This window comes from Brevibacillus sp. MER 51 (genome assembly GCF_023714195.1).
GTDB lineage: Bacteria > Bacillota > Bacilli > Brevibacillales > Brevibacillaceae > Brevibacillus.
Genome location: NZ_JAMAUS010000005.1, coordinates 315,253 through 340,581 on the forward strand (window position 1 = coordinate 315,253; position 25,329 = coordinate 340,581).

Genomic DNA, 25,329 nt, shown 5'->3' on the forward strand with positions numbered 1-25,329 from the left:
CGTAAGCAAATCCTTCTCATCTTTCAGAGTTTGATAACTCTGCAGGAATTAGCACCATTATCTCCCTGTTAAAATACAGGTGATTGGTTGCCGGGCATCATCGGGCCAGTCCCTCCGCCGCTCTGGATAAGAAGATTGCTATTCAATTCGATTGACCCTAATAGTAAAGGATCGGCAGGATTCTTGTCAACAATTTATTTCCACCCGTTAATTTGCATCTTTCAAGGCGGTCATAACTTGATTGTCCAGCTTCGCTGCTGCGTTTTTGTCATACGTTTTTTCATATTGTGGTTCTACGGAAATACGGGAACCGTAAAACATAATATCACGAACAGCCTCAATTTTGATCTCTGCCATGGCCAGCTTGAGCGGAACTCCTTCCAAGCGGTCTGTTTTAACGACAGCACGACCATTAATGGCAAAAGACGAGCCGGCACCGATCAAATGCAGGACAACCTGCGGTTCCTTCGCAATATTAGCCAAAATACGGGAGCGATTATCCATGGCAAAACGAATCGTATCGGCGCTGACAGCATACGTCCAGGACAAGGAGCTGAGCGATGGTGCCCCTGACTCATGGTCTACTGTGCCCAAAGTAACAAAACGCTCCTTTTGCAAGAGCTTGAATAAATCTTCGGAAAGAGATTGGGAAACAGTTTCAGCCATTTCAAAGCCTCCTAACAAACGTTTTGTACGTTCATTTTACCCTTCGCGCAGCTGATAGGCAAACGTTTCCTCTCCACCTTGATTCTGGTTGTCTTTTTCCCTAGACTGGTAGGTAACGATACCGAATAGTGAAAGGGGATGGACAGCTTGTCGCCTACAGACCGCCTCATGCAGCAAATTGATCAAGTTCTTGAAGAGCTTCAGGAAGTTCGGAAGGTAAATGAGCGGATGCACAAAATTGCGATGTTCCTGGAAGATATCCGACTAGCAGATGTAATCCAAAATTACACAGCCCCGCGCAAGCTGCTCTGGATCAATTTCCTCGCAGGTCTTGCCCGGGGTCTGGGATTGACGATTGGTACTGCTATCGTTTTGGCTTTCCTCGGCTCCCTCTTGACGCAATTTCTTTCGATCCCCATTCTGGGTGATTACATCAGACAATTGGTGGAGTACGTCGAGACTTACAAGCAGCGGCCTTAATGATAGAGACTAGTCTCTGTCCTCGTCATGATCGTCATCGTCATCATCGTGATCGTCATTCCATTCCTTACCGTGCTTTTTCCAATAACCATACGCGTTGCCGTTGGGATGCTTATCTTTCTGCTTCCCTTTTTCTTTTTTCTTTTTGTCATCATCATCATTTTCATCGTCGTCTGTTGGCTTCACAGGCTCGACAATGACTTTTGTGCTTAATGCAACGTCAGCTTTCTTAACCAGCTTATCGTCTTCATACAGTGCGAATTGAATGGATTTGGCGCTAAAGGAACGATTCTTGTAAGACAAGGTCAAAGAAAACTCACCTTTGTCATTCGGTTCAATCTCTTTTTTCTGACCGTCTGGAGCGATCACAAACAGCTCAGTATCGTCCTTTTTGTTCCAGCCGCTTACTGTCCCTTTCACCTGAATGGACTTGGCGGCAGGATTGTTTACAGCAGTCGCCTTGATGGCATATTCGGTCGCTTGATCCTTATCAGGGGCGTTAACAATTTCTACCTGAACGGATTCGGAATCAACCTTCTTGCCATCCTCATAAACCTCGATCAAAGCTTTTTGATCTTTTGCTGCTTGTACATCCTTTACTGAAACCGTAAAGCTGCTTACGCCATCCCACAGCTTCTTCACGTTTGCGTCTTTTTTCACGCCATTATAGGTGACAGTTACTTTGTCTGCCCCCTGCTTGACAATTCCTTTTACTTTTAGTTCTTTTTTCTTCGCATCCAATACAGTCATGGTATGGATGATCATTTCCTTATCTTCTTCTGCTTTTGGAACGATCTTTACCTTTTCGCTATCGACCAGCTTGCTGCCTGCGTAGGCACTCACGGTTACATACGGTTCATAGGATGCATCCGGAGCTTCAAAGCTGACTGTAAAAGAGTGATCGTTGGTCGGAACGACTTCAATGATGTCGGAATTCGGCTTTTTCACAACAACCTTGGTGACATCCGAAGTCACAATCCCCTTTATGTATACCTTGTTATTTTCAGTCTTGGCATTTACGCTCACGATTTCTTCAGCATTCTCTGTCAGGCGCACTTCCAGCCAGATATCGCTGTAGTACTCGTTGTAGATACGCTCCCACTCTGCTTTGTTTTCTTCCATATACGTTTGGAGCTTCGTATTCAAGTTAATCTCATCTACAATAATGTACAAGTGATCTGCCTGATTCTTCAAGAGCATGTTCAGTGTCGTTGGATCATTTTGGGCAAGTTCCTTAAGATTGTAGCGCGTGACTTGCTTCCCCTCGTCATTCATGACTACCTTTGTGGCACTTGGACTAGCAATCGAGCTTGCATTGGCAAAAATTGGCGTCAAACAGCCAAGAATACCTGCCGCTGTCACCACTGCTAATACGGGCTTGGTCATGTACTTTTTCAATGGTAGTTCCCCCTTCTCGTCTGTCAAAATCCCCCTGTATGCTTGGGGCATGAATATTGACGGGAAATCATTTTCAAAAGTTGCATGATCCAAGAAACCGCATCTTATTACCTATGAAATGAGCATGATACAAAAAAACTCCACCCAACTTCCGAATCATTTCGGCAAGTGGAGGGGAGTCTTTGTCCCGTTAGTTGCAGTTGTACTTGGGTTCGCTTTCAATCGCGACCAATAAAGCTTCGACTGATTCAGCAGGGTATCGCGCTTCCACAGACTGTGAATCAGCGTTCCCAAATAGCACGTACCAGCTACCTTCCAGACGATAACCGATATCGCTCATTTGATGATCCTCTCGCAGCAATTGCAAGAAAAAAGCAGCGGTATCCAAAGCAGAGCGGTCTTCTGGTCGCGCATCGGCAACCACTTGAATTTGGAGCCAATTAAAAAGTGCATCTTCACGCTTCACGTGGTTCTCCTCACTTTCGCCCAGTTTGCTCCGGTTTGATCCGTACCTTTACAATCACGAGTATCGCGATCGCCACCAGCATTGCACTTTTCACAGGAAGCTGCACATCCAAAATAGCGAAAATGAGAGCTCCAACAAACAAAAGGATGTACAAGAGCACGTTTTTCAAAATAGGCATACGGATACGGGTAGCAAAGCCAAGATAATAGACAATAATTAATTCCACAAACAAAATCCAGGCCCGATATTTATCAGCCCATATGCGAAAGCTGTCATATGGTGTGAGCTGATCTGGATTCGTTGGCACATAGGTTGATGCGATTTGTATCCAGTCCATCACTTATCTCTCCTGTCTTCAAGCGGTGAAACTCCTACCGCTTCACATGCCACCTCATAGGCGGAATGAAACGAATAGTCACTCCTTTTTTCTTAGGAAAACGCTATCTTTCTTACTTTATCAGGTGGTGCATTCTGTGTCAAAAAACGGTAGGCCCTTCCATTTGGCTAGCAAGATTTTCGCCGTACATGCTATGATGAGGGTATGTCAGTTGAAAAAGGTGGGAATAAGATGAGCTTGTATGATATTGCCGTCAAAACGATTTCCGGTGAAGAGAAGACATTGGACGCCTTCAAAGGCCATGTCCTGCTAATCGTGAACGTCGCCAGCCAATGCGGCCTTACCCCTCAATACAAAGGGCTCCAGGGGCTATATAAGCGTTATCAAGATAAGGGGCTGGTCGTTCTTGGCTTCCCTTGCAACCAATTCGCTGGGCAAGAGCCAGGAACAGAAGAGGAAATTGCAACGTTCTGCGATCGCAATTACGGCGTGACGTTCCCGCTATTTGCGAAGATCGATGTCAATGGTCCTGGTACCCACCCGTTGTATCAGTACTTAAAGGAACATGCTCCTAGCGAAGAAAATCCAGATATCGAATGGAACTTCGCCAAATTCCTCGTGGATAAAGACGGTCGTGTCGTGAAACGCATCAGTGCTCGTACTCAACCCGAAGAACTCAGCTCAGATATTGAGAGTCTGTTGTAAGGACAAGCCCAAATAAAAACGCCACTTCATCCCCAAACAGGATCAAGTGGCGTTCTTTTCATTTCAATCTTACGCTTGCGGTTGTGCTTCATAGCGTCTTTGCTTCTCATAGCGCTCACGATCTGATTTGTTCAGATATTTTTTGCGCAGACGAACGGATTGAGGTGTTACTTCGCACAGCTCATCGTCGTTCAGATATTCCAGTGCCTCTTCCAAGGACAACATGCGAGGAGCCTTCATTTTGACAGTCTCATCCTTGGTCGCAGAACGTACGTTGGTCGCATGCTTTTCTTTACATACGTTAACAACAAGATCGTTGTCACGGTTGTGCTCGCCCACGATCATGCCTTCGTATACTTCTGTACCTGGGTGAATGAACATGGTTCCGCGATCTTCTACGGACATCAAGCCATACGTGGTAGCTGTTCCTGTCTCATGGGAAATAAGTACCCCTGCGTGACGTCCTCCTACCGCTCCTGGTACAAGTGGACGATAGCTGTCGAAGGAGTGGTTGAGAATACCGTAACCGCGTGTAATCGTCAAGAACTCTGTACGATATCCGATCAAACCGCGGGATGGAATAATGAATTCCAGGCGAACTTGTCCGAAGCCGTTGTTGATCATGTTAACCATCTCGGCTTTACGTTGACCCAATGTCTCCATAACCGCCCCTGTGTACTCTTCAGGCACATCAATGATCAACAGCTCAGCCGGTTCCATTTTTTGGCCATCGATCATACGAATGATAACCTCAGGCTTGGACACGCCCAGCTCAAAGCCTTCACGACGCATGTTCTCAACCAAGATGGACAAGTGCAATTCACCGCGTCCGGAAACCACATACGCATCTGGCGAATCTGTTTCATCTACACGCAGAGATACATCTGTCTCCAGCTCAGCCATCAGACGATCACGCAGTTTGCGGGAAGTCACGTGCTTACCTTCGCGACCAGCAAACGGGCTGTTATTCACAAGGAACGTCATTTGCAGGGTAGGCTCGTCAATTTTCAGGAGTGGCAATGCCTCTGGATGATCAACGTGGCAAACGGTTTCCCCAACGTTGATATCGTCAATACCAGAAATCGCTACGATATCCCCTGCTCTTGCTGTTTTTTGCTCAACACGCTGCAAACCGGAGAATCCGAACAGCTTTTGAATCCGTGCCTTTTTCACTTCGCCTTCGCGTGTAGTGACAGATACCATTTCATTCAGGTTCATGGTTCCGCGATAGATGCGGCCAATCCCGATACGACCCAAAAAGTCGTTGTAATCCAGCATGGTTACTTGCATTTGGAGCGGAGCAGATTCGTCTGCGTCAGGAGCAGGCATATGCTCTACGATGGTGTCAAACAGTGGGCGAAGGTCGCCTTCCAGTTTATCTGGCTCAAGTCCTGCAATCCCTTGCAGACCAGAAGCATATACGATCGGGAATTCCAGTTGGTCTTCCGTCGCATCCAGATCAATGAACAGGTCGTACACTTCGTTGATAACTTCTTGAGGACGTGCATTGTCGCGGTCTACTTTGTTCACGACAACGATAGGGGTAACTTTTGCTTCCAGCGCTTTTTTCAATACAAAGCGCGTTTGTGGCATACAGCCTTCGAAGGCGTCGACGATCAACAGAACGCCATCCACCATGCTCATGATACGCTCAACCTCGCCACCGAAGTCAGCATGGCCTGGTGTATCCAAGATGTTAATCGTGAAATCTTTGTATTTGACAGAAGTGGTTTTCGCCAGGATCGTAATTCCACGCTCGCGCTCCAGGTCGTTGGAGTCCATCATTCTCTCTTCTACCTGTTGGTTCGAGCGGAATGTGCCCGATTGGATCAAAAGTTTGTCAACCAGTGTGGTTTTTCCGTGGTCAACGTGGGCAATAATTGCAATGTTGCGTATGTCAAGACGCTTCATGTGAACCTCCTCTATTATGCATACCTTCCATATTAACAGGTAGTGAAACGCGGCACAATGGGCAGTTTTTTACGGGAGCCACTTCCAGAGTAAGAGACTTCGTTTTCGTCATACTAAGGAAAATGGAGGTGGCATACGTATGAAACGGAGTGGCCCGAAATGTTTGGTTGGCTTGCTTATGATTGCAATCATGATGACCGGATGCGCAAGCTCGAACAGCCATCCAAAAAATCAAGCGCACACACAAAGTACCACCAATCAGCAGGCCCCGGGTGCCAGGACTAGCCTCGCTCATGATTATCATGCCTACACTGGCGGAATCAATGCCCGCAATTATCACAAAGGCTATACGGTCAATGGTTTCAATCAGGATTTGGCTGAACAGCTCACCTTGGTCGCAGATGAAGTGCCTGGTGTGGAACGTGCTACTGTTCTCGTGAGCGGCACAGATGCAGTCGTCGGAATTCGTGTTCGGAAAAACTTTGGCCCTGAGCAAACGCGCATAATCGAACAGCAAGTCCACTCAGCCGTTCGTTCACGTGTTCCCAACTTCTCGATCCAAGTAGCCTCCGACGCAGCCACATTTGATCGGATTCGTGCCATCCATGCAGATATTTATGAAGAAGCTACGCATCGGACCAATCAAGTTGATGTGAGACCCAACATGAATAGTCAGATCACCAATACATCCACGGAATTTCGTTCTCTGCTCCATGATATTGGCGGCAGAATTCCTACTGTCACTCCATGATGACGAATAGGAATCGAAGCTCCATATAAAAGAGGTGCGGAATCAGCCCGCACCTCTTGAAAACTTTTCCATTTGTTCCTTACTTTGCCGCTTCAACCAGTTTCATTTCTGGCTCAACAACTTGCAGTTCACCCAAACCACGAACTAATTTCTTCGCGTAAGTTTTTTCCGGCTTCAGCACGGATACCAAGTAGTCGATAGCGATTTGCGGATCAACGGTTTCCCCACACGTGTAGCAATCCAGGGCAGCAAAGCCGCGCTCAGGATACGTATGAATGGACAGGTGGCTTTCCGAGAGAAGAACCAGTACGGTAGCACCCTGAGGAGAAAACTGCTTCGCTTGCACACTCAGTACCGTAGCACCGCATGCCTCAGCAGCCTCAATCATTTCCTTTTTCAAAAATTCTGCGTCGTTCAACAAATCAAACTGAACTCCCCATGTGTCAACAGCAACGTGTCTTCCGAAAGTCGAATATTCCATCTTTCGGTTCCCCCTTCCTAACGAGTGTAATGTTAAACATCGCTAGGACCTGCGTCATTCACTAACGGGGGCGGTTTCCGTTGTTATCCACCCTTTAAAGTGAATCCTGGTTCCTAATCCTGTTTCCAACGAAAACAACAATACCATGCATCGGCCTAGTTTGACAATACCCTTTTTCAATAATCTATAAGAACAATACAAATAGGCTGACGGCTGTCTCGACAGAATGCGGAGCCGACGCCTGCTACAAGTGGCCCTCACCTATTATGAAATATGCTAAACTTTTAGAAATGAACCAGAATGGAGAGGATCACAACACATGATTACTATCCGTAATGCCAAAGCAGAAGATTTGCCAACATTAATCGCCATCGAGCACCTTTGCTTCTCACCAGATGAGGCTGCAACACAGGAAGCATTTGAGAAGCGTATTCGATTGATTCCTGACAGTTTTTTTGTAGCGGAAGCGGATGGGATCATTGCGGGTTTGGTCAATGGACCCGTCATCGAATCCACCTTCATTACCGATGATCTGTTTCAAACGATTAAAGAAAATCCGGCAACTGGCGGACATCAAGCCATTTTAGGATTAGCGGTTTCTCCCGCTTACCAAAATCGCGGCATTGCCTCCATGCTCCTCGCACACCTGGAAGCCTCCGCAAGAGAGTCCAATCGTGAGACAATCACGCTTACGTGCAAGGAAAATTTGATTGGCTACTATGAAAGTCATGGATACCTCAACAACGGTTTTTCCAGCTCAGACCATGCTGGAGCCATTTGGTACAATATGAGCAAGCCATTACAATTGCGCTAAGTGAAGGGCAAATAGTAAAAGCGGGACCTCTTGTTAGGAGGAAACCCGCTTTTTGTTATTCGCTATGTGATCCAATAAAAAAGGGCGCACCAGGCACCCTTCTTTCACTAAACTTCTAATTCAAATAGACGTCGCGATAACGTTGCTAATCGAACATCAATTGCTGGAAGTTTTTCTGGGGCAGTTCTCTTTGCCCAATTACGCAAATCCAGCCATCGGTCCGTCTCTTGACGTAAGGACTCAATCTCCTGCTCGCTGCCATCCTGCTGGAACAAAGCCTCCAGCTCATTGGCCATGTGCAGAGAGTTATTTTCAAAGATGGACACTTCTTCGTCTCCGGTTAGCTCCTGAATGCTCACAACCGATCCTTGATCGTAGTGATACACCATTGTGAAGCCGTCATAAATCCGGTGGACAATTCCATAGCCTCGGAACGCTTTCATTGCTTTTCTCATAGCATTTGCCAGCTGCCGATCTCGAATTAGATACGAGCTGTCGCATGAGTAGCGGCTGCCAACCCGACAGAAATTCAATTGAATTTCTCCGGTCTTGTCATTCAAGATTACGTCACGATCGCCATTGTCACACACTTTGACTTGGACTGAAATGTGTTCATTGGTGAAAAGCGAAACGAACTGGTTCAGCTCTTCTTCATTCACCGTGAAATAGGCCTTGGCGTAATTAGTTGCTAAACGCTGTGCCATAAATATCTCCTCAATTCTTTTGGTTTGCATGGGTCGAGTATGACCGAACAGTTATCCAAAACAGAGGAGATACGCTAAGTATCAACAAAAGAACGCTGTAGAACCTGGCCTTGCCCTCCGCATCGAAAATCGATTTGGGTAATGAAGGCGGATCACCTACTTTTTGTTTTTCGCAAAAAAGCCATTTTTGACATCTTTATTATACCTCAGGTGCCCTCAAAAGTCTTGAGCAAAATGACGATGAATTTTAGCAAAAAACCGGAATATCCGCAATCAGAAGCAGGGAAATGAAAAGAACTCCCTGATTCATTCAAATGCTTGCTGTTTCATTGAAATTCAGAGCCACTTATATCCCTGCGGTTGAGGTCATCGCTTTTTTGATCGCAGCCTGTTCTTCTTCAGACAAATGGTAGCTCGATGTTCCCTGCTCAAGCGGCTTGGCGTACACGCGAGATTCTTCTCGTCCAAAAATGCTGGTGATCACCACGCCGTTCCCAGCGTCATCTGTTACCGCCAGCGAAAAGCTAAGATCACTGCCGACATCCCCGAAGGCATTGTAGCGGATAATCGCTACTTTGCCGCATTGCGCTGCCATTCGTTGTGACAGACGATTGATGGCAAATTGCTGATCGCTATGCTGCTTTTTCATTTCCTCTACCTGATCCAGCAGTCTGTGCAAGCCTTCCTCGAGATTGGCTCCTCCCGTCCCTGTCATAATCCGGTTGATCGATTTTCTCAATCGACTGATCCGAATAGACTGCATAATCACGATCCATAACAGGATCAGTGTCAATGCGATGACGGCTAAAAGCAGGATCGCTACATTGGGGATTTGTGATAGGAATGCTTCCAAAACTTTTCTTCCTTTCCGGCGCGTTCGTAAATATGCTGTCAAAAACCTTCTTTATTGTACAACCGTCGAGCCTCCCATTCAAACAAGTCTTTCATAAAAACAACAATTACTACATTAGCGACTTTTCCATCAAAAAAAGCGACACCCTCATTTGTTTGAGATGTCGCTTTTTCATTCCGTATTCGTTTGTGTCAAACTCATCGTCCTTTGGCTATCCTCCAGTCTGCCTACGCTTCCAAAAGCAACATTTCCCGACGAAGCTGCTTTAATCGCTCCGTGGACTGCTTCATTTGACTTTGGTCTTTGGCTTGCATCGCGTCATACAACGTCGCCAGTTCATAATCCAACTCCAGACGCAGCACCGGGATGCGTTCTTCCGAGTCACGTCGTTTCATCGCGGCAATTACCTGATCCATCGTTACATTGCAAAATTTTTCATAGATCACTTTTTTCTCAGCTCCTTTTAATTCCACTATTCTGATAACTTCTCCGTACTGGATTTGCTTCAGCAAGACGCACTCTTCAAAAGTGACCTTGATCATGGCATGCCCTTTCGCCCGCTCTACGAAGTGGTACAGTACCAGTGCCACCCGAGAATCATTGACAGGAATGCCTGCAATGTGCAGCTTATAGGACCCGTTTAAACGCTGCATTTTCCAGTCGGATCGGCCATCTGTGGTGTTCACGAGGAGGTGAAACTGCTCGGGAGATTCTTTCCACGTGACGCTCACCCCTGCTTCCACCAGGGCCTGCACCATCGCGTGCAATGTTTTGCGGTCAAACCAAACTGCCAAATGAAAATACTCCAACTCCATGCCGAGATTCATCTTCTACAGGCCCCTCCCGTTGACAGAATACTCAGATATCATTTTCGCCGTAAGGGAGTGAGTGGTATATCATATTATTCAGACTTTGGTTTTGCTATTCATAAACTCGGCATGTATTTTTTTCCTGGATGGTATGATATCATATGGAGGATTCCAAGCTCCCTTGACGGGGACGATCGCCCTTTTCTTTCCAGTGGGGTTCGATGATGCTTAAAAGAGGTGTTTGTTACATGCCAACGTTTCCAGGTTTTCGTCAAGAAGATTTTGATGTTTTTGCCATCGATGGACTGGATGCCCGAATGGACGCAATCAAAACCAATATCCGTCCCAAATTCGAAGTACTCAGCCAACACTTTGCGCCCTTTCTCTCCGTAGCAACCGGGGATGAAATGTTTACGCACATAGCAAAACATGCACGCCGTACGGTGAACCCACCAGCTGATACGTGGGTTGCCTGGGCTAATGATAAACGCGGTTACAAAAAACATCCGCACTTTCAGATCGGCTTGTGGGGAACACATTTGTTCGTTTGGTACGCGGTAATTTACGAGTCTCCTTCCAAAGAGATCATCAGCCATGCGTTTAACAAGCGTCTGGATGAGGTCATTGCGATGGTTCCGGAGCACTTTCACTGGTCCCCAGATCATATGCAACCAGCAAGTACGTCTCAAAAAGAATTGGGCACCGCTGGCGTGAAAAAGTTGGTGGACAGGCTTGCACAGGTAAAAAAAGCGGAGTTGCTCTGCGGAATTACCATTGACCGTCATGATCCAATTCTGGCAGATGGAGAAGCATTGGTGAGTCGTCTCGAAGAAACGTTTGGCGTGTTGAGTAAGCTCTATACATTAGGAAATTCTCGTGGATAGACCGCCTCCCGCTTTCTTTATTTAAGTTATATGCAAAAGAACAGGTCCGCTTTCATTTGAAAAACGCAGGCCTGTTCTTTTGTTTTAGGAAAAAGACCGCAGTCGATCCAACGCCTTGCTCACATCGCCAAACATGCGGTCAAACAATTGTTGGACACTTGGTACATCGTCAATCAATCCGATAACCTGACCAGCCCAACCAAAGCCGCGCTGCCTGTCGCCCTCATAAATAAAGGTGCAGTTGTTCTCTCCACTGATGAAGCTCTTTAACTGCTCGTAGCCTGCCCCTTCTTTTTCCATTTGGAGAATATGATCAGAGCCTGGTGTACGAACAACCCTCGCAGGTGCCCCCAATGTGCGCTTGATAACAGCGGTATCGTGCTCCGTCCCAGCAACCAACGCCTCTTTGTAGGCCGAATGGGCATGGACACACTCTTGCGTCGCAATAAATCGCGTTCCCATCTCCACACCTTCTGCACCGAGTGCAAGCGCTGCCAAAATTCCCCGACCATCACCGATGCCACCGCTAGCCAATACCGGAATTTTCACGGAATCCACCACACGCGGAATCAAAACAAACGTCCCGATATCATCTCGTCCCAGGTGCCCCCCACCTTCTTGACCAACAGCCATCACTGCATCCGCACCAATCGATTCTGCTTTTTGTGCTTGGCGGGCAGATGCAACCAAGACGAGCTTTTTGATGGGATGACCATCGAGTCTTCGCAGCAGCGGCTCTGGATTGCCTCCTGTCACCGAAACAGCCGCCACTCCTTCTTCAATCGCCACATCCAGCATTTCTTCATACGGCCGTCCGTGTTGGCCAATTGCATAATTCACACCAAATGGTTTATCCGTCATTGTACGAACCTTGCGAATCTCCTCCCGCAGTGCACCCGCCGATGGCAAGGACATAGCCGTAATTTGACCGAGTCCCCCCGCATTTGACACAGCCGCAGCCAAGTCTGCGTAAGCCAAATATGCCAAGCCACCTTGAACTACCGGATATGTTATTTGAAGTAGCTCCGTTACTCTCGTTTTCATCTTTTTATCACCCCGTGTAAATGTCCTTCTCGGCTTACAGGCCAAACTCCTGCCGCTACACGTAAACCTGAATAAAAATTCGCTTGCTTTCCCCCCCTATTTTGCTATACTCAATTTGTTTGTTTTTCCCCTTATTATTCTTGATTAGTAAAGTGAGGCGATCGTAGTGAGACAAATGAAAACTCCTTTGTTCAGCGGGTTGTTGGAGCACGCCAACCGGAACCCGATTCAATTTCACATTCCGGGCCATAAGAAGGGTATGGGTATGCATCCGGCATTTCGCGAGTTCATCGGGGACAACGCTCTTTCGATAGACCTCATCAACATTGCGCCATTGGATGACTTGCATCACCCGAAGGCAATGATTAAAGAAGCACAAGATTTGGCAGCCGAGGCATTCGGCGCTGACCATACATTCTTTTCCGTGCAAGGTACAAGCGGTGCCATCATGGCGATGATTATGGCGACCTGCAGTCCTGGCGACAAAATTATCGTCCCGCGTAACGTACACAAATCGATTATGTCGGCGATTATTTTCGCAGGAGCAGTCCCAATCTTTATTCACCCTGCCATGGACGAGCGTCTGGGTATTTCTCACGGGATCACAGTGAAGGCCGTGCAAAAAGCACTGGAAGCCCATCCTGATGCTGCTGCCTTGTTGGTGATTAACCCGACGTACTTCGGTATTGCAGGTGACCTGCGTGAAATCGTGCGGGCTGCCCATAACTATGAAATTCCTGTATTGGTCGACGAAGCTCATGGTGTGCATATTCATTTCCACGAGGAACTGCCGATTTCGGCCATGCAAGCTGGTGCCGACATGGCAGCGACCAGCGTACACAAGCTGGGTGGCTCTTTGACTCAAACGTCGATCTTGAATGTACGGGAAGGGCTCGTCGATGTCGATCGGGTGAAAACAGTCATGAGTATGCTCACGACGACCTCGACTTCTTACATCTTCCTCGCGTCGTTGGATATGGCCCGTCAGCATTTGGCCCTCAACGGAAAAATGCTCGCTGATCAAGCGATGGAACTGGCAGCAAAAGCCCGGGATATGATTAACGAAATCCCGCGCATCTACTGCGTTGGCAAGGAGATTCTTGGAAAGCCTGCGACTTTTGCAATGGACCCAACCAAGCTCCTCATCCACGTACGCGATCTCGGAATCACTGGATGGGAAGTCGAGAACTGGCTGCGTGACAAGTACAACATTGAGGTAGAGATGAGCGATCTGTACAACATCCTCTGCTTCGTTACTGCCGGAGATACGGAAGAATCCATCCGTGCGCTAGTAAATGGCTTGCGTGATTTGTCCGTTGAATTTTCGCACGTACAAGCAGAAGACAAGCCGACGATCTCACTGCCGAATATCCCTATGCTGTCCACCACCCCACGCGAAGCTTTCTATGCAGAAACAGAGACAATTCCGTTGGCGGAAGCAGCAGGTCGAGTCATCACCGAGTTCATCATGGTGTATCCTCCAGGCATCCCGATCTTCCTTCCCGGGGAAGTAATCACCGAGGAAAATATCGCGTACATTCAGGAAAACATTCGGGTCGGATTACCCGTACAAGGTCCTGAAGATGAGACACTGAAAACGATCAAAGTCGTAAAAAGACAAACCGCCATTTCTGGCTAAGCGATCCGAAACGAAACATAGCTGCCCTCTTTCTCGAGAGAGCAGCTTTTTTATTTTTTATGCAAACATTTTGAGATAAGATGGAAATGGGAAAAATCAGGAAAGTAGGCGATCCTGCCATGCCAGACTGGTCGTATCAAACGTTGTTTCGGCCACTTCTCTTTCTCATGCCACCCGAACGAGCCCGGTCGATTACCTTGCAGTCAATTGGTACATTGGCCAAAATTCCGGGTGGTCCGTTCATCATTGAATGGATGGGACATATGGAGCCTCCCTCACAGCTCTCCAGAACAATTGGCCCAGTCACGTTCCCTACTCCAGTCGGGTTGGGTGCCGGGTTAGACACGGAATGCATTGCCATTCAAGCGCTGTCCAAATTCGGTTTCGGATTTCTCGAGCTGGGACCTGTGTCCAAAGAACCGATTGATTCCCACGGCACCATTCAACGTGACATTGCCGCAATGAATATCCACTACCCCTGTCTTTTGGTAAATAATGGGATACATACCCTTCAGAGGCGCCTGGAGGGGGCTTCTGGCATTAAAATTCCGATCGGAGTCAGATTGGCCTGCCAACCAAAAGTCGGCCTGAGAGAAGCCACGGAAGAGCTTCAGGAGCTGATCGACAAATTGGAGCGTTTTTGCTCGTTTTTCACGATTGACACGCGGGCGAATATAGGACAGCCAGAATGGAGCCACACAGCGTGGAAGGAGCATTTTTCCTGTTTGCGTAACCAAACGGATCTCCCCCTCTTGCTGGCGATCCCTCCGAGCCTTGCTGAACCGGAAGCGCTCCCGATTCTTACCTCGGCAAAAGAAGCAGGACTCAACGGTCTAGTTGTCGCTGGAGGCATCATTCAGGAAGATTCACCATGTGCGAACAACACTGTTTATACCACGGGGAGGAGTTCACACGAGCAAGCCGTCAAATTTGTCTCCTGGGCACGGGAACAGTGGTCAGATGCCCTTATCATTGGATCAGGCGGGATTCTGGAACCACAAGATGCTCTGACCTTTCTTGCAGCGGGTGCCGATTTTGTGCAGTTGCATAGCGGCTTGGTCTATTCTGGACCCGGCTTGCCAAAACGAATTAACGAAGCCATCTTGCAAACACAACCAGAAGCTGATCCTCCTCAAGAAAAGCGACCTGCTTTTTTATTTCCTTCATGGGTATGGGGGATCTTGTTGGGCGTGGGCATGATGATCGGTGGGGCACTTGCTTGGCTGGTCGCCGCAACAACTGTCGTTCTCCCCTACGACGTACGCTTTCTCGGGATGTCAGCCGACCAGCTCACGCTCTTAAATCCGCAAATTCTCTCTTTCATGTCCCATGATCGAATTAGTCTGGCAGGAACGATGATATCCATAGGAATTTTGTATAGCCAACTAGCTTACCATGGCCTGCGCAAAGATATTCACTGGACGCGGACCATCTTGCTCGTCTCCGGCTCCGTTGGGTTTTCCAGCTTCTTTTTATTTATTGGATACGGGTACTTTGATTACGTGCACGCGATTTTAGCGCTCATGTTGTTTCCCTTGTTTTTGCTCGCATTACGAACTCCAGCAACCGTTCATTTGACTCGCCTACCGCCACAGCTTCACAACGATCAGGATTGGCGAATGGCTCTATGGGGACAATTGCTGTTTGTCATCATCGGATTTGGTTTGACAGGGGCTGGTATCATCATTTCGATCATCGGCGTCACGGGTGTCTTCGTTCCTTCCGACCTCGTCTTTCTCTGCGTGTCTGCCGATACCTTGCAGTCTTACAATGAGCGATTAATTCCGGTTATCGCTCATGACCGTGCTGGTTTTGGCGGGGCATTAGTTTCGAATGGCTTGGCTGTCTTGCTGATTAGCCTTTGGGGTATCAGGCGAGGAGAAGCGTGGATTTGGTGGACATTGTTTTTAGCAGGCATTCCGGGCTTCGTTTCTGGCATTGGCATACATTTTACTGTTGGCTATGTTGATTTTATTCATCTCTTGCCCGCTTATGTTGCCGTTATTTTATTTCTCGTAGCACTCGTACTTTTGAAGCCGTATTTATGCCGGACATAAATGAAAACAGACGAAAGAAATTCTTTCGTCTGTTTTTCTCTCATGGAGCCTGACTCGATTTATTCAGAATCAGTCCTCGTCTTCCTCATCATCTTCGTCGTCATCATCGTCACCCGGAGCGAACGCCAATGTGTAGACGTAAGGAGCTTTGTCGCGATCATCTATCCAGACAATGCGATTTCCACCCATGCGCGGGCTTTCCATTTCCGCATCATCATCCCACTCGATATCGCTAAATGCCCCCTCTTCGAAATCATACAGCTCAAAGTAGAACTGCTTGCCTTTTCCGGACAGACGATTGTCTTCGAATAAAATCATATTTCGTGAAGCCTGTGGATTTTTTTGGTCACCTTCCGTATAGCGTAGCAGCGGATTGACTTTTTGACGGTCGATGTTGTAATAATACAAATCCCAACCTGTTTTGGAATTGCCAGTATCTTCGCTCCAAACTACGAAATCATCGCCAATCTCTGCTTTCTCCACTTTTACGTTTTTACGAATTTCTCTTTCTCTATCTCCCTCGATATCGTAGAGAACGATCGTTGCATTCTTTTTGCCTTCTTGGACTACCCAGGTTGCATAGTCCTGATAAATATCAACGCTTAACGGTTCATCTTTCAGCCTTGATACCTCAGTATGCTTTCCAGTGGACAGATTTGTGATGATCACTTCCGCTCTGCGATCGACATTGACCCACAATAGATGTTCTCCGTCGACTTCATAAAACTTTTCACTCGGCTTCTGGTCATCATCTTCGTTTGTGATCTGGGTTTGGACGCCTTTACGAATATCGTAGGAGAAGAGTGCGTCTTCCCGCTGATCATACCAAACAACATAACGAGAACTTACGACAGGACGAGCTGCATCGTGATCTGAACTACTGATGGCTTTGCTCGTTCCTTTTACCATATCGTAAAGAACGATAGCATTGTTATTCTTAGACTTTGATACATATGCGACATAACGATCGTGACCAGCTGGATCAATAGGATCACCACCTACATTACCCAGCGGAACTTGCTCTTTTTCGTCCAGATCATACAGGTGAAGCTGGAGCTTTTTATTACTGTCCTTTTTCGCATACAAAACGTAGTCGCCAAAAATTCTCGGCCCTACATTTCCATAAAGGTTGGAGTCAATCTTCTTTTTGGACGATTTATCGACGGTACGATAGATCAGATCATTACCATCAGCATACACATAATCGTCTTTGTACGTATGTACAAATTCTTTGTCATTCGAACCGTTCGTCAATTCTTTGTTTCTGCCATTGCTGATGGTATGCACGTAAATTTGATTATAGGAGCGATTCTCATACAAAATTTTATTCGTGGAAAGAGTAGGACGCCCTTGATCGCCTTTTTGGACGACAGCCGCCTTTTCTTCTTTGGCTTTGATATCGTAATAGTAAATATCGCTGTTGCCATCACGTTCATCTTCCCATGCGACATACGCGTCGCTTACCACCGGGTTGCTTGCTTTTCCACTCGCAGATACGACCTCTGTATCGCCTGTAGAAATTTTGTACAGATAAACATCCCCGTTATCTGTCCAGACAACGTTTTTATCCCCGATCTCCACACCATCGACAGATGCTGACCCGTCTGACAAACGGGTTTCTTTTTCCTTCGCGATGTCATACAAGTAGACGTCAGAACCTCCGTCACGGGAGTCGATCCACACGACATAATCACCATCGACTTTTGGATTCGTCTTTTCAGATTCCTTGTCGCCAATTTGTGTTTGCGTACCTTTATCGAGATTGTAAAGGGTTACAGTTTCTTCCCCTTCAACCATCCACACGGCATATTTTTTGGAAATGTCGTAACCGGCTCCGGAAATTTCAGGCTTGCTTGCGTCGATTTTTTCTTCATCACCAATACTGTAGGCAAGCGCCGGTGTCCCGCTCCACAGAGATGTGACCAAAAGTGCAGCGGCCAGCATTCCCTGCATCGGTTTTCGCTTCATGAAACAATTCCTCCTTTTACAACGATTTTCACACTTCTCCATTATCCTCCATACGGAAAAGGTTGTCAAAAAAAACAGGCCTCAACATAGGCCCGTTGACTATTTTTTATTCTTTTTCCTGTCTTTCCCCAGGTCGGCAGTCACAGTTGCACACCGCATAAAGTGTTTTTACTGAATTACATTCAAAATGCTCGATGATGGTTCCGCAAGTCTGACATACGATAGTTCCCATCTATGTCCCCTCCGCATTCAATTGATTCACATATTTCCACAAATGTTATGTTACATTCATCTTAATATGCTACGTTATTCGGAGTCAAGATGCATTTGTTGATAATTAGTATGTCACATTAATTAGATATATTGTCATTCAACCAGCTCACGATTTTTTGCAAGACTTCTTCCTTTTCAGGCTCATTCAAAATTTCGTGTCGCAAGCCCGCGAATCGTTCAAACGTCTGTCTGTCTGAAAGACCCGCTGTAAACTGTTCCACTGCATCCGCATCTACCAATGAATCAGCACCAGCCTGCAAAACAAGGACAGGATGCTTGATTTGATTTCTTTCCGCCCACGCCTTTTCCATAGAGCGGTTCAATTCCGTGAACCATCTGACACTTACCTTGGAATAATTGAGCGGATCGTTCTGATAAGCAGCCTGAACCGCTTCGTCACGGGATACCATGTCGGGAGTGATTCCATTCGGCATGACAAGTGTTGGCCAGACCCGATCGAGAAACTGCGCCAATTGCTCCTTCCACGCCGGTACAGTCAGTTTGAGCTTCAAGCATGGAGAGGTGAGAATTAACCCTGCCAACTCTTTGCTCCGCTCATCTGTCTGAATAAAGCGAGTCGCAATGAGACCACCCAGACTATGCCCCATTAAACATACAGGCTTCTCTCCTGACGCATCGGCAAGAGCGGTACTCGTCCACTCGCGTACACGGGACAAATAGTCTTCGAATGATTGAATATGCCCCCGTCTCCCAGGAGAGCGCCCCCATCCCGGCAAATCTTCCGCATATACATCCCAACCTGCCTGATTAAAATAAGCCGCTACATGCCCATAACGCCCATGATGCTCTCCCGTTCCATGGACGAGAACAATCGCTCCCTGAGAATCTTTGGCCGACCATTTATGTACACCCATTCTCCCTGTTCCTCCTACTGCTTGATTTCTTTCGATTATACTAAAAACGGAAGGCCGTATTTTACGAAAAAAACCAAAACGAGCAGAAGATAAACTTCTGCTCGTTACCTAATACTGATTTTCTTCAAATGGAATGGATGGTAAATGTTCCTGGAAAAACTCAGCAAGCGCGACTGCCTCGTTCTCTGAATCCAGCCTGAAAATTTTTTGCAGGTATCCTGGATTCACCGCATCTTCAGAACTGAGAAGAGTCGATTGCCCTGTCTGCATACAGATCACCAACGGCTTCCCATAAAACTTGTGTGTAAATACCATGCCAAAGTCGTATCGTGTTCCCTCTGAAATAAAACCGAGAAAACGTACATTAGCATTCTCCGAAACGTCGTATAAGTGGTCGTAGTGCTCCATCAGCAATCCCTCCTCAACAGTATTTTGGCCTCTGAATTTCGTGAAATATTCGGATTATTCACTAGTATAAGCGAAAAATCACGTTTTTGCCACCCAAACAGCATCATTTACCAGACGCGTTGGGTTAATGACCCTGTCTTCCCCTTCTTGAATCCATCTTACTTTTTCGGCACCATGCAACGATTGCGCGACAAAGGAAAGGCATTCAAAGAACAGTTCAACTACTGCTGTACTGTATCGTTCCTCCATTTTCTCCAATGCATACGTCAATCTAAAAATATCTGGTACACTTCTTCGACTGGCTTCCAATACTTCTTTTCCTTTTTCAGTCGGGTATACGTGAACCACACGCCCATCCAACTCCGACTTTTCGATGGTCACCATGCCTTTCTCCATTAATTTCTTGATATGAATGACAATCGAAGAGGGATGCCAGAAGGTCCAATCTGCAATTTGTGTGACGCGTACACCTTCATAACAGTAGATGATCCAGAGAATGTTTAACTGTACGGAAGAATCCAATTCGGCTTCCTTCGCTGCCCGCTCCCAGTCTTCTTTGTTCACCACATCGATGGCGCGCATGGTGTTTAAAGCTTCGAATACATGTCTAATTGAGGCCTCCTGCATGCGTATATTCCTCCATGATCCTTTATCGTTCATCTAACGGCATATAAATATGATATATATTTTACACTTTTCAGAAAAAACACGCAATTGTTTTTGGTCGCCAACTGCCTCATTGCCAAAGAGTGGAAGACAATGCTACACTAAACGCACAGAATACCGGTACTAGGAGTGAGTGCAGTCGTGAAACTTCAATCGGCCTACATCTATTTCGTTGATGGTTCTACCGCAGCATCTGCAAGTATTGACGACGTGAAAGCCAAGTTTACGCGATACGTTGACATGACAACAAAAACAGGAAAGCAGTTGGGCTGGACCTATGCTGACGCCGCTTTCCCCTACACCCTAGAAGAACGCCCGGAAGGAAAGGAATCATGGTTCCTTCTCAAAGGAAAAGACCCAAATATGTACAAAGCCATCGTTGTTGGAGTCGGGAGCAAAAATGAAAACGGTTCCGAAAAGCACTACATACAAGTGTCCCTCCCTGAATCTGCGACGCATGGCGATAAAAACAAGGCAAATGAGTACTGTCGATACTTGGCACGTGATTATAAAGCAGAGCTCCACCTCTTCAACAAGCGCATTCAATATTTCCAACCTCGAAAGCCATAAAGAAAGATGGAAAAACAGTCGAGAAATTTCGACTGTTTTTCATGTTCAGGCCTATTCCCTCTGACCTCTTTTTTTCATACGAATAACAAAGAGAGGAAAGAGGTGAGCTTATGGATGCGCAAGCCTTTATTCAGTTGGTTGCTAACCATGCCAGGAAGACTTATTTGAACGATCGTCTCTTCCCCTCCATTATCATAGCGCAAGCCATACTCGAATCTGGTTGGGGTGAAAAAGTACCTGTTGACCCTGCCACTGGAACATCCTTCGTACAACCTCTTTGGAATAAAGAGAGTGGGATCTGCAGGCTCTGTCACCATCGAAAGCAAAGAGGTGGAAAACGGAAAGACCGTTATACGTACTTCCCAGTTCCGTGCTTATGAAAATTACCAGCAATCCATGGAAGACCATGCCCAATTTTTACGTAAGCCCGCTTATAAAAACGTGCTGGCAGCCACGACTCCCGCACAAGCCGCGCAAGCTTTAGAAGAAGCCGGCTACGCTACTGATCCTGCCTATGCTGAAAAACTGACGCGCCTCATTCAGACGTTCAACTTGACCCAGTACGATCAATTCGTTCCAGAAGATCCACAATCGTTACCTCCCTGGAAATTGGAGCTGGGCAATCGTGCGCTACAGGAGGGCTTGCTGACATCCCCTGAATGGCTAGATAAGTTAGATGAACCAATGCCAGTATGGGCTGTTTTAGCGGTTGCCCTGCGACTGCTGGACAAACAGCGAGAGAAGTCGTGAGTCCATATAACAATCAAAAGCCCCATTTCCACTAGCAAATATCGTGGGTAATGGGGCTGTTCCGTATAAAAATGCAATTGCCGCAGTCGTAACGTTGCTCGAGCACGTTGATCAAATCATTTGAGACCTGGACAGCGAATAAAACCTTCCGTCCACCATCCGAATTCCCAGATCGACGCAATATTCCAATCCTTGCGTCACTCCGTACAAAATCCATTCGGAAGAACGGTGGTTGATATCAAAATCAGTGTAAAGGTCAGTGCCATCATTTCGGATCTCTTTGCGGTACGTCACATCAAAAAGGCGTAGGACAAAAGGCAGTTCAGCAAACGGAATAGCAAACTTTCGCTCTATTTCTTGCTCAAACTCCTTCGTCATGCTCCACTCTGCCTGAATGGATTGCTCATCTTTCCAGGCAATGCGTATACTCGGGCCTTCTACATCTGTGGACGATCGCGGGGGATTTGTCTCCATTCGCTCCCATCGTTCCTTTCTTTCATGTACTTGCTATCACCAAGTATATTGGCTTTTCCGTATATTATAGCACGGGGACATGCAAAGTGGAAACGCATCCAAGCCATAATTTTTAGCGGCCAACTGTAAATGTATTTTCTCCGACGGTTACATAAGAAGTGAATTTTTCGGATTTCATTTGAACTTGTACTTTATAAGTGCCGTATGCTTCGAGTTTCGTAGATACAAAAGGCTCTGAAAAATAGAAGCTGTTTGCATTTTGCGTGGAGTATTTCCATTCTTTCCCTTTGGACACTTCTTTGCCGTCCGGTCCGACCAACACAAGTTGCATGCGCAGGTCTTTGGCTACAGGCGCGTCATCAACCTCTACGAATACGTTAAACGTACGAGGCACATTTTTGTCGCTGTATCCTTTGACAGGGTTGCTGAAAACAACATTTTTATTGCGGGTCTGCTGAATCCCTTCGACCACAATAATATTTACGTTTGGCTTAATCACTTGCAATTTGCCAGATTGCTGATCGTAATCGGCGAAACCACCGAGCTTGTTCACTATTGATTCAACCGATTCGGCCTTGGATGCTGGCATTTCACTCGCAACGGTTTCTGCGCCGAAAAATACGCGCATCGCACCCTCTCCAAGCGCAGTAGTGCTCCCCACCCCTGCTGCTACAGTCAACGCCAACAAGGCCGACAACCATGCTTTTTTCATGTCAATAATCCTCCTGTATGTGTGCGCGGCAGCGCTTGTTTTTCCGGAATTTCTTCTCCCTAGTTTATACGTTTGGAAAAGGAAATAGTTGTGCTGCCCTGATAAGTTTTTTCAACAATATCCACATTATCCACAAGCACAAAAACCTTAGGAAGAAAGACTTATACACAGAGATGTTAGTAACTACTTCTTACCCTTGACCAGAGTACGGGCGGGAAGGACACAGAAAAAAGAGCGGCTATCCAGCCACTCTTTTTTTGCTCCTGACACCTGCTACTCCTGTTGCGAAAGCCATGTAAAATACCGGGAGACCAGTCGAACGGCAACCTCGATCGCGTCTTCGTTCGGCTCAATCTTGGAATGGTGCAAGCCGTACGGCGTTTGCACACCCAGCCAGAACAAAAAGCCGGGGATTTCTTTCAAAAAGTAACCGAAGTCTTCTCCGGTCATGGCTTCCTTGCAGGTAATGAGAGTTACCTCTTCACATTGGTCCTGTACCCATTGCATGAAGTCTGTCGTTAGCTGCTCCTCGTTGTAAACCTGGCAGTAGCCAACACCGTAATCAATCGTTGCCTGGCAATCAAAACCTATTTCCACTCCCTTTACGAGAGATTCAATGCGGCTTTTGACGAGTGCCATCGATTCCATCGAAAAGGTTCGGATGGTCCCTTCTAGCCTGGACTTCTCCGCGATGATGTTCTGCTTCGTCCCGCTCTCCAGCTTGCCAATCGTTATGACGGCCGAATCCAATGGATCGATATTGCGCGAAATAATCGATTGAAGCTGTGTCACAAGATGGCTTCCTGCAACCACCATGTCACTCGCCTTGTGGGGGAAGGCTGCATGCCCCCCTTTGCCAACCAAATCAATGTACAACTCAGAAGTATTGGCAAACAAAATTCCTGGCTTCGTCGCAATATGACCAACTGGATATTCCGGCGCGATATGCAGGGCAAAAATGCAGTCCGGTCGCCAGTCTGCAAACTCTTCACTTTCCATCATCGGTTCAGCACCGCCAGGGCCTTCTTCTGCCGGCTGAAAGAGAAACAACAAATCATCTGCGATCGGATGCTCGGTAAAATGCGTCAGGAGGCCAAGTGCAATTGCCATATGCATGTCATGCCCGCAAGCATGCATGTATCCTTCATGAAGCGATCGAAACGGATAGGACGTTTCCTCTACGATCGGCAGGCCATCCATATCCGTCCGCCAGGCAATTAATCGTTTTGGCTCTGTTCCTGCCAGCTTGACCAAAATGCCTGTCCGCCACGTTTTGATCTCGATTCGCTCCTGAGGCAGCTTTTTCAAATAATCGAGCAAGTATTGTTGCGTCTTCACTTCAGCGAAGCCTGGCTCCGGTATTTGGTGCAGGTCTCGGCGAATTTGTGTAAACAAGGAAGTCGTCATGGTCTACGCCTCCTTTTTCGTACTTGTTCTTGCTGTTAATTGCTCCTCAAACACGGCAAGGAAACGGTCCACATCGGCTTTGGTCAATGTCAGTGGCGGAAGCAGACGAACAATCGTTTTCTGCGTCACGTCAACGAGAATTCCTTCGTCAAGCAATGCTTGCTGCAAGTGGCTTACCTCTTCCGGGGTGGAAGAGAGCGGAATTCCAACCATCAAGCCTTTTCCGCGCAGGGATTGCAGCTGATCCGGAAGGCGCGTTCGCAACGCTTCCAAGCCCGACCACAGGTACGCAATCACTTCTTCTACGTGAGCGATGAAGGCTGGATCAAGCAATTCGTCCAACACGACATTCCCCAGGGCAGCAGACAGTGGCGATGGTGCGAATGTCGTTCCGTGATCCCCTGGTTTGAACTGATTCATCAGCTTTGGACCAGCGATGACACCGCCGAGGGGAAGCCCTCCCCCTATACCTTTGGCAAAAAGGATAAGGTCTGGCGTTACGCCTGCATGCTCATAAGCAAAGAGCTTTCCTGTTCTGCCCATTCCTGTCTGGATCTCGTCCATGACAAAGAGCATACCTTCTTGCTCACAGATCGCAGCTACCTCTCGCAAGAACGCTTCGGATAACGGTACGACACCGCCAGAACCCAATACTGGCTCCATGAGGACCGCAGCGGGTCTTGCTTCCTGGCAAATCGCTCGCAATCCTGCCGTGTCCTCCACATCCAGTTCATAAACAGGAAAAGCTGGCTGAGGAAAGTCTTGATAGACGTGAGCCTGCCTCGTCAGACGCACTGCTCCGAGTGTTCGCCCATGAAAGCTGTTGCGCAAGACAACGATGCCCTCACGACCAGCTCCCTCGTTTTTTGTCCATTTGTGAATCAGCTTGATGGCAGACTCTGTGGCCTCTGCACCAGAGTTGGTGAAAAACACCTTACCGCTGATGCTGTTCGCAACCAAACGCTCGGCTAAACGAATAGCCGGCTTGTTTAAAAATACATTGGAAATATGCAAGAAGCGCTCTCCCTGCTCACGCAGAGCCTGTACAATGCGCGGATGAGAATGCCCCAAAACGTTTACCGCGAGTCCGGTAAACAAGTCGAGATAACTCTTCCCGTTCGTATCGTACAAGTAATTTCCTTCGCCTTTGTCTATGGCAATCGGAAGTCTTTTGTAAGAGGAGACGATATATTGTTCATCGAGCGAACGCCAGTCCATGTGCACTCT

General features: G+C 47.2%; 27 protein-coding genes, 1 pseudogene and 1 riboswitch. Of the genes and pseudogenes, 9 read left to right on the top strand and 19 right to left on the bottom strand.

The annotated features are described in order from the left end of the window. Positions 1-13: 13 nt before the first annotated feature. A riboswitch (SAM riboswitch) is annotated at positions 14-133 on the bottom strand. Positions 134-207: 74 nt separating this feature from the next. After that, positions 208-666: a pyridoxamine 5'-phosphate oxidase family protein gene (locus M3630_RS13670; RefSeq protein ID WP_251252446.1), complete on the bottom strand. Its 459-nt coding sequence runs from the start codon at positions 664-666 to the stop codon at positions 208-210. A 138-nt stretch (positions 667-804) separates the two neighbouring features. Between M3630_RS13670 and M3630_RS13675 the strand changes: the two genes are divergently transcribed. After that, entirely contained in the window at positions 805-1,146 is a 342-nt protein-coding gene (locus tag M3630_RS13675) for a DUF5665 domain-containing protein (protein WP_007723262.1), read from the top strand. 9 nt (positions 1,147-1,155) lie between these two features. On the opposite strand, the gene M3630_RS13680 is transcribed toward M3630_RS13675, so the two are convergent. The 3 genes from M3630_RS13680 to M3630_RS13690 form a co-directional block, all read right to left on the bottom strand. After that, positions 1,156-2,544: a hypothetical protein gene (locus tag M3630_RS13680; RefSeq protein WP_251252447.1), complete on the bottom strand. Its 1,389-nt coding sequence runs from the start codon at positions 2,542-2,544 to the stop codon at positions 1,156-1,158. A 190-nt stretch (positions 2,545-2,734) separates the two neighbouring features. Further along, positions 2,735-3,010: a hypothetical protein gene (locus M3630_RS13685; RefSeq protein WP_251252448.1), complete on the bottom strand. Its 276-nt coding sequence runs from the start codon at positions 3,008-3,010 to the stop codon at positions 2,735-2,737. Positions 3,011-3,020: 10 nt separating this feature from the next. Then, on the bottom strand, positions 3,021-3,347 hold the full coding sequence (locus M3630_RS13690; RefSeq protein ID WP_251252449.1) for a YlaH-like family protein: 327 nt from the start codon (positions 3,345-3,347) through the stop codon (positions 3,021-3,023). Between the two features lie 231 nt (positions 3,348-3,578). Here M3630_RS13690 and M3630_RS13695 point away from each other — a divergent pair, with 231 nt between their 5' ends. Then, positions 3,579-4,052 carry a glutathione peroxidase gene (locus M3630_RS13695; protein WP_251252450.1) on the top strand — a complete coding sequence of 158 codons (474 nt, stop codon included), beginning with the start codon at positions 3,579-3,581 and terminating at the stop codon, positions 4,050-4,052. 69 nt (positions 4,053-4,121) lie between these two features. Here M3630_RS13695 and typA read toward each other — a convergent pair whose 3' ends face one another. Next, on the bottom strand, positions 4,122-5,963 hold the full coding sequence (gene typA, locus M3630_RS13700) for a translational GTPase TypA (RefSeq protein ID WP_048033790.1): 1,842 nt from the start codon (positions 5,961-5,963) through the stop codon (positions 4,122-4,124). A 139-nt stretch (positions 5,964-6,102) separates the two neighbouring features. On the opposite strand from typA, the gene M3630_RS13705 reads away from it, so the two are divergent. Then, the gene (locus tag M3630_RS13705; protein ID WP_251252451.1) at positions 6,103-6,714 is read left to right on the top strand and encodes a YhcN/YlaJ family sporulation lipoprotein; all 612 of its coding nucleotides are present in this window, start codon (positions 6,103-6,105) and stop codon (positions 6,712-6,714) included. A 79-nt stretch (positions 6,715-6,793) separates the two neighbouring features. Here the strand turns inward: M3630_RS13705 and speD are convergent, their stop codons facing one another. Next, positions 6,794-7,195 carry an adenosylmethionine decarboxylase gene (speD, locus tag M3630_RS13710; protein WP_007723244.1) on the bottom strand — a complete coding sequence of 134 codons (402 nt, stop codon included), beginning with the start codon at positions 7,193-7,195 and terminating at the stop codon, positions 6,794-6,796. A gap of 319 nt (positions 7,196-7,514) precedes the next feature. On the opposite strand from speD, the gene M3630_RS13715 reads away from it, so the two are divergent. Then, positions 7,515-8,009, top strand: coding sequence for a GNAT family N-acetyltransferase (locus M3630_RS13715; protein WP_251252452.1), 495 nt, complete (start codon positions 7,515-7,517; stop codon positions 8,007-8,009). A gap of 107 nt (positions 8,010-8,116) precedes the next feature. On the opposite strand, the gene M3630_RS13720 is transcribed toward M3630_RS13715, so the two are convergent. The 3 genes from M3630_RS13720 to M3630_RS13730 all read right to left on the bottom strand — a co-directional run bounded on the left by M3630_RS13720 (position 8,117) and on the right by M3630_RS13730 (position 10,393). Beyond that, positions 8,117-8,713 (bottom strand): hypothetical protein, encoded by a 597-nt coding sequence (locus M3630_RS13720; RefSeq protein WP_173608243.1) that lies wholly within the window; start codon positions 8,711-8,713, stop codon positions 8,117-8,119. A 346-nt stretch (positions 8,714-9,059) separates the two neighbouring features. Beyond that, positions 9,060-9,566, bottom strand: coding sequence for a DUF4446 family protein (locus M3630_RS13725; RefSeq protein WP_251252453.1), 507 nt, complete (start codon positions 9,564-9,566; stop codon positions 9,060-9,062). A gap of 227 nt (positions 9,567-9,793) precedes the next feature. Further along, positions 9,794-10,393, bottom strand: coding sequence for a hypothetical protein (locus tag M3630_RS13730; protein WP_048033797.1), 600 nt, complete (start codon positions 10,391-10,393; stop codon positions 9,794-9,796). A 230-nt stretch (positions 10,394-10,623) separates the two neighbouring features. On the opposite strand from M3630_RS13730, the gene M3630_RS13735 reads away from it, so the two are divergent. Then, positions 10,624-11,259 (top strand): YktB family protein, encoded by a 636-nt coding sequence (locus tag M3630_RS13735; RefSeq protein ID WP_251252454.1) that lies wholly within the window; start codon positions 10,624-10,626, stop codon positions 11,257-11,259. 84 nt (positions 11,260-11,343) lie between these two features. Here M3630_RS13735 and M3630_RS13740 read toward each other — a convergent pair whose 3' ends face one another. Next, positions 11,344-12,348, bottom strand: coding sequence for an NAD(P)H-dependent flavin oxidoreductase (locus M3630_RS13740; RefSeq protein WP_285860547.1), 1,005 nt, complete (start codon positions 12,346-12,348; stop codon positions 11,344-11,346). 121 nt (positions 12,349-12,469) lie between these two features. On the opposite strand from M3630_RS13740, the gene M3630_RS13745 reads away from it, so the two are divergent. After that, positions 12,470-13,942, top strand: coding sequence for an aminotransferase class I/II-fold pyridoxal phosphate-dependent enzyme (locus M3630_RS13745; RefSeq protein WP_173608247.1), 1,473 nt, complete (start codon positions 12,470-12,472; stop codon positions 13,940-13,942). Between the two features lie 86 nt (positions 13,943-14,028). Next, positions 14,029-15,999, top strand: coding sequence for a beta/alpha barrel domain-containing protein (locus M3630_RS13750; RefSeq protein ID WP_251252456.1), 1,971 nt, complete (start codon positions 14,029-14,031; stop codon positions 15,997-15,999). 69 nt (positions 16,000-16,068) lie between these two features. Here M3630_RS13750 and M3630_RS13755 read toward each other — a convergent pair whose 3' ends face one another. From M3630_RS13755 to M3630_RS13775, 5 genes are all read right to left on the bottom strand, one after another. After that, positions 16,069-17,967, bottom strand: coding sequence for a hypothetical protein (locus M3630_RS13755; protein WP_251252457.1), 1,899 nt, complete (start codon positions 17,965-17,967; stop codon positions 16,069-16,071). Between the two features lie 106 nt (positions 17,968-18,073). After that, positions 18,074-18,199: a GapA-binding peptide SR1P gene (locus tag M3630_RS13760; RefSeq protein WP_007723214.1), complete on the bottom strand. Its 126-nt coding sequence runs from the start codon at positions 18,197-18,199 to the stop codon at positions 18,074-18,076. 118 nt (positions 18,200-18,317) lie between these two features. Beyond that, the gene (locus tag M3630_RS13765) at positions 18,318-19,115 is read right to left on the bottom strand and encodes an alpha/beta hydrolase (RefSeq protein ID WP_251252458.1); all 798 of its coding nucleotides are present in this window, start codon (positions 19,113-19,115) and stop codon (positions 18,318-18,320) included. A gap of 108 nt (positions 19,116-19,223) precedes the next feature. Next, on the bottom strand, positions 19,224-19,523 hold the full coding sequence (locus M3630_RS13770) for a DUF3055 domain-containing protein (protein ID WP_015892160.1): 300 nt from the start codon (positions 19,521-19,523) through the stop codon (positions 19,224-19,226). 78 nt (positions 19,524-19,601) lie between these two features. Beyond that, positions 19,602-20,150 (bottom strand): MarR family winged helix-turn-helix transcriptional regulator, encoded by a 549-nt coding sequence (locus M3630_RS13775; protein WP_007723208.1) that lies wholly within the window; start codon positions 20,148-20,150, stop codon positions 19,602-19,604. A 180-nt stretch (positions 20,151-20,330) separates the two neighbouring features. Here M3630_RS13775 and M3630_RS13780 point away from each other — a divergent pair, with 180 nt between their 5' ends. Further along, entirely contained in the window at positions 20,331-20,759 is a 429-nt protein-coding gene (locus tag M3630_RS13780) for a DUF1885 family protein (RefSeq protein ID WP_221869085.1), read from the top strand. A 110-nt stretch (positions 20,760-20,869) separates the two neighbouring features. After that, positions 20,870-21,509 (top strand): annotated as a pseudogene (locus tag M3630_RS13785) (glycoside hydrolase family 73 protein). A gap of 111 nt (positions 21,510-21,620) precedes the next feature. On the opposite strand, the gene M3630_RS13790 reads toward M3630_RS13785, so the two are convergent. The 4 genes from M3630_RS13790 to M3630_RS13805 form a co-directional block, all read right to left on the bottom strand. Further along, a complete protein-coding gene (locus M3630_RS13790; protein WP_007723202.1) occupies positions 21,621-21,983 on the bottom strand; it encodes a DUF4912 domain-containing protein in 363 nt (120 codons plus the stop codon). A 112-nt stretch (positions 21,984-22,095) separates the two neighbouring features. Further along, entirely contained in the window at positions 22,096-22,695 is a 600-nt protein-coding gene (locus M3630_RS13795; RefSeq protein ID WP_048033807.1) for a hypothetical protein, read from the bottom strand. A gap of 273 nt (positions 22,696-22,968) precedes the next feature. Then, on the bottom strand, positions 22,969-24,102 hold the full coding sequence (locus tag M3630_RS13800) for an N-acetyldiaminopimelate deacetylase (protein WP_251252459.1): 1,134 nt from the start codon (positions 24,100-24,102) through the stop codon (positions 22,969-22,971). 3 nt (positions 24,103-24,105) lie between these two features. Beyond that, positions 24,106-25,320: an aspartate aminotransferase family protein gene (locus tag M3630_RS13805; RefSeq protein WP_173608253.1), complete on the bottom strand. Its 1,215-nt coding sequence runs from the start codon at positions 25,318-25,320 to the stop codon at positions 24,106-24,108. Positions 25,321-25,329: the final 9 nt, after the last annotated feature.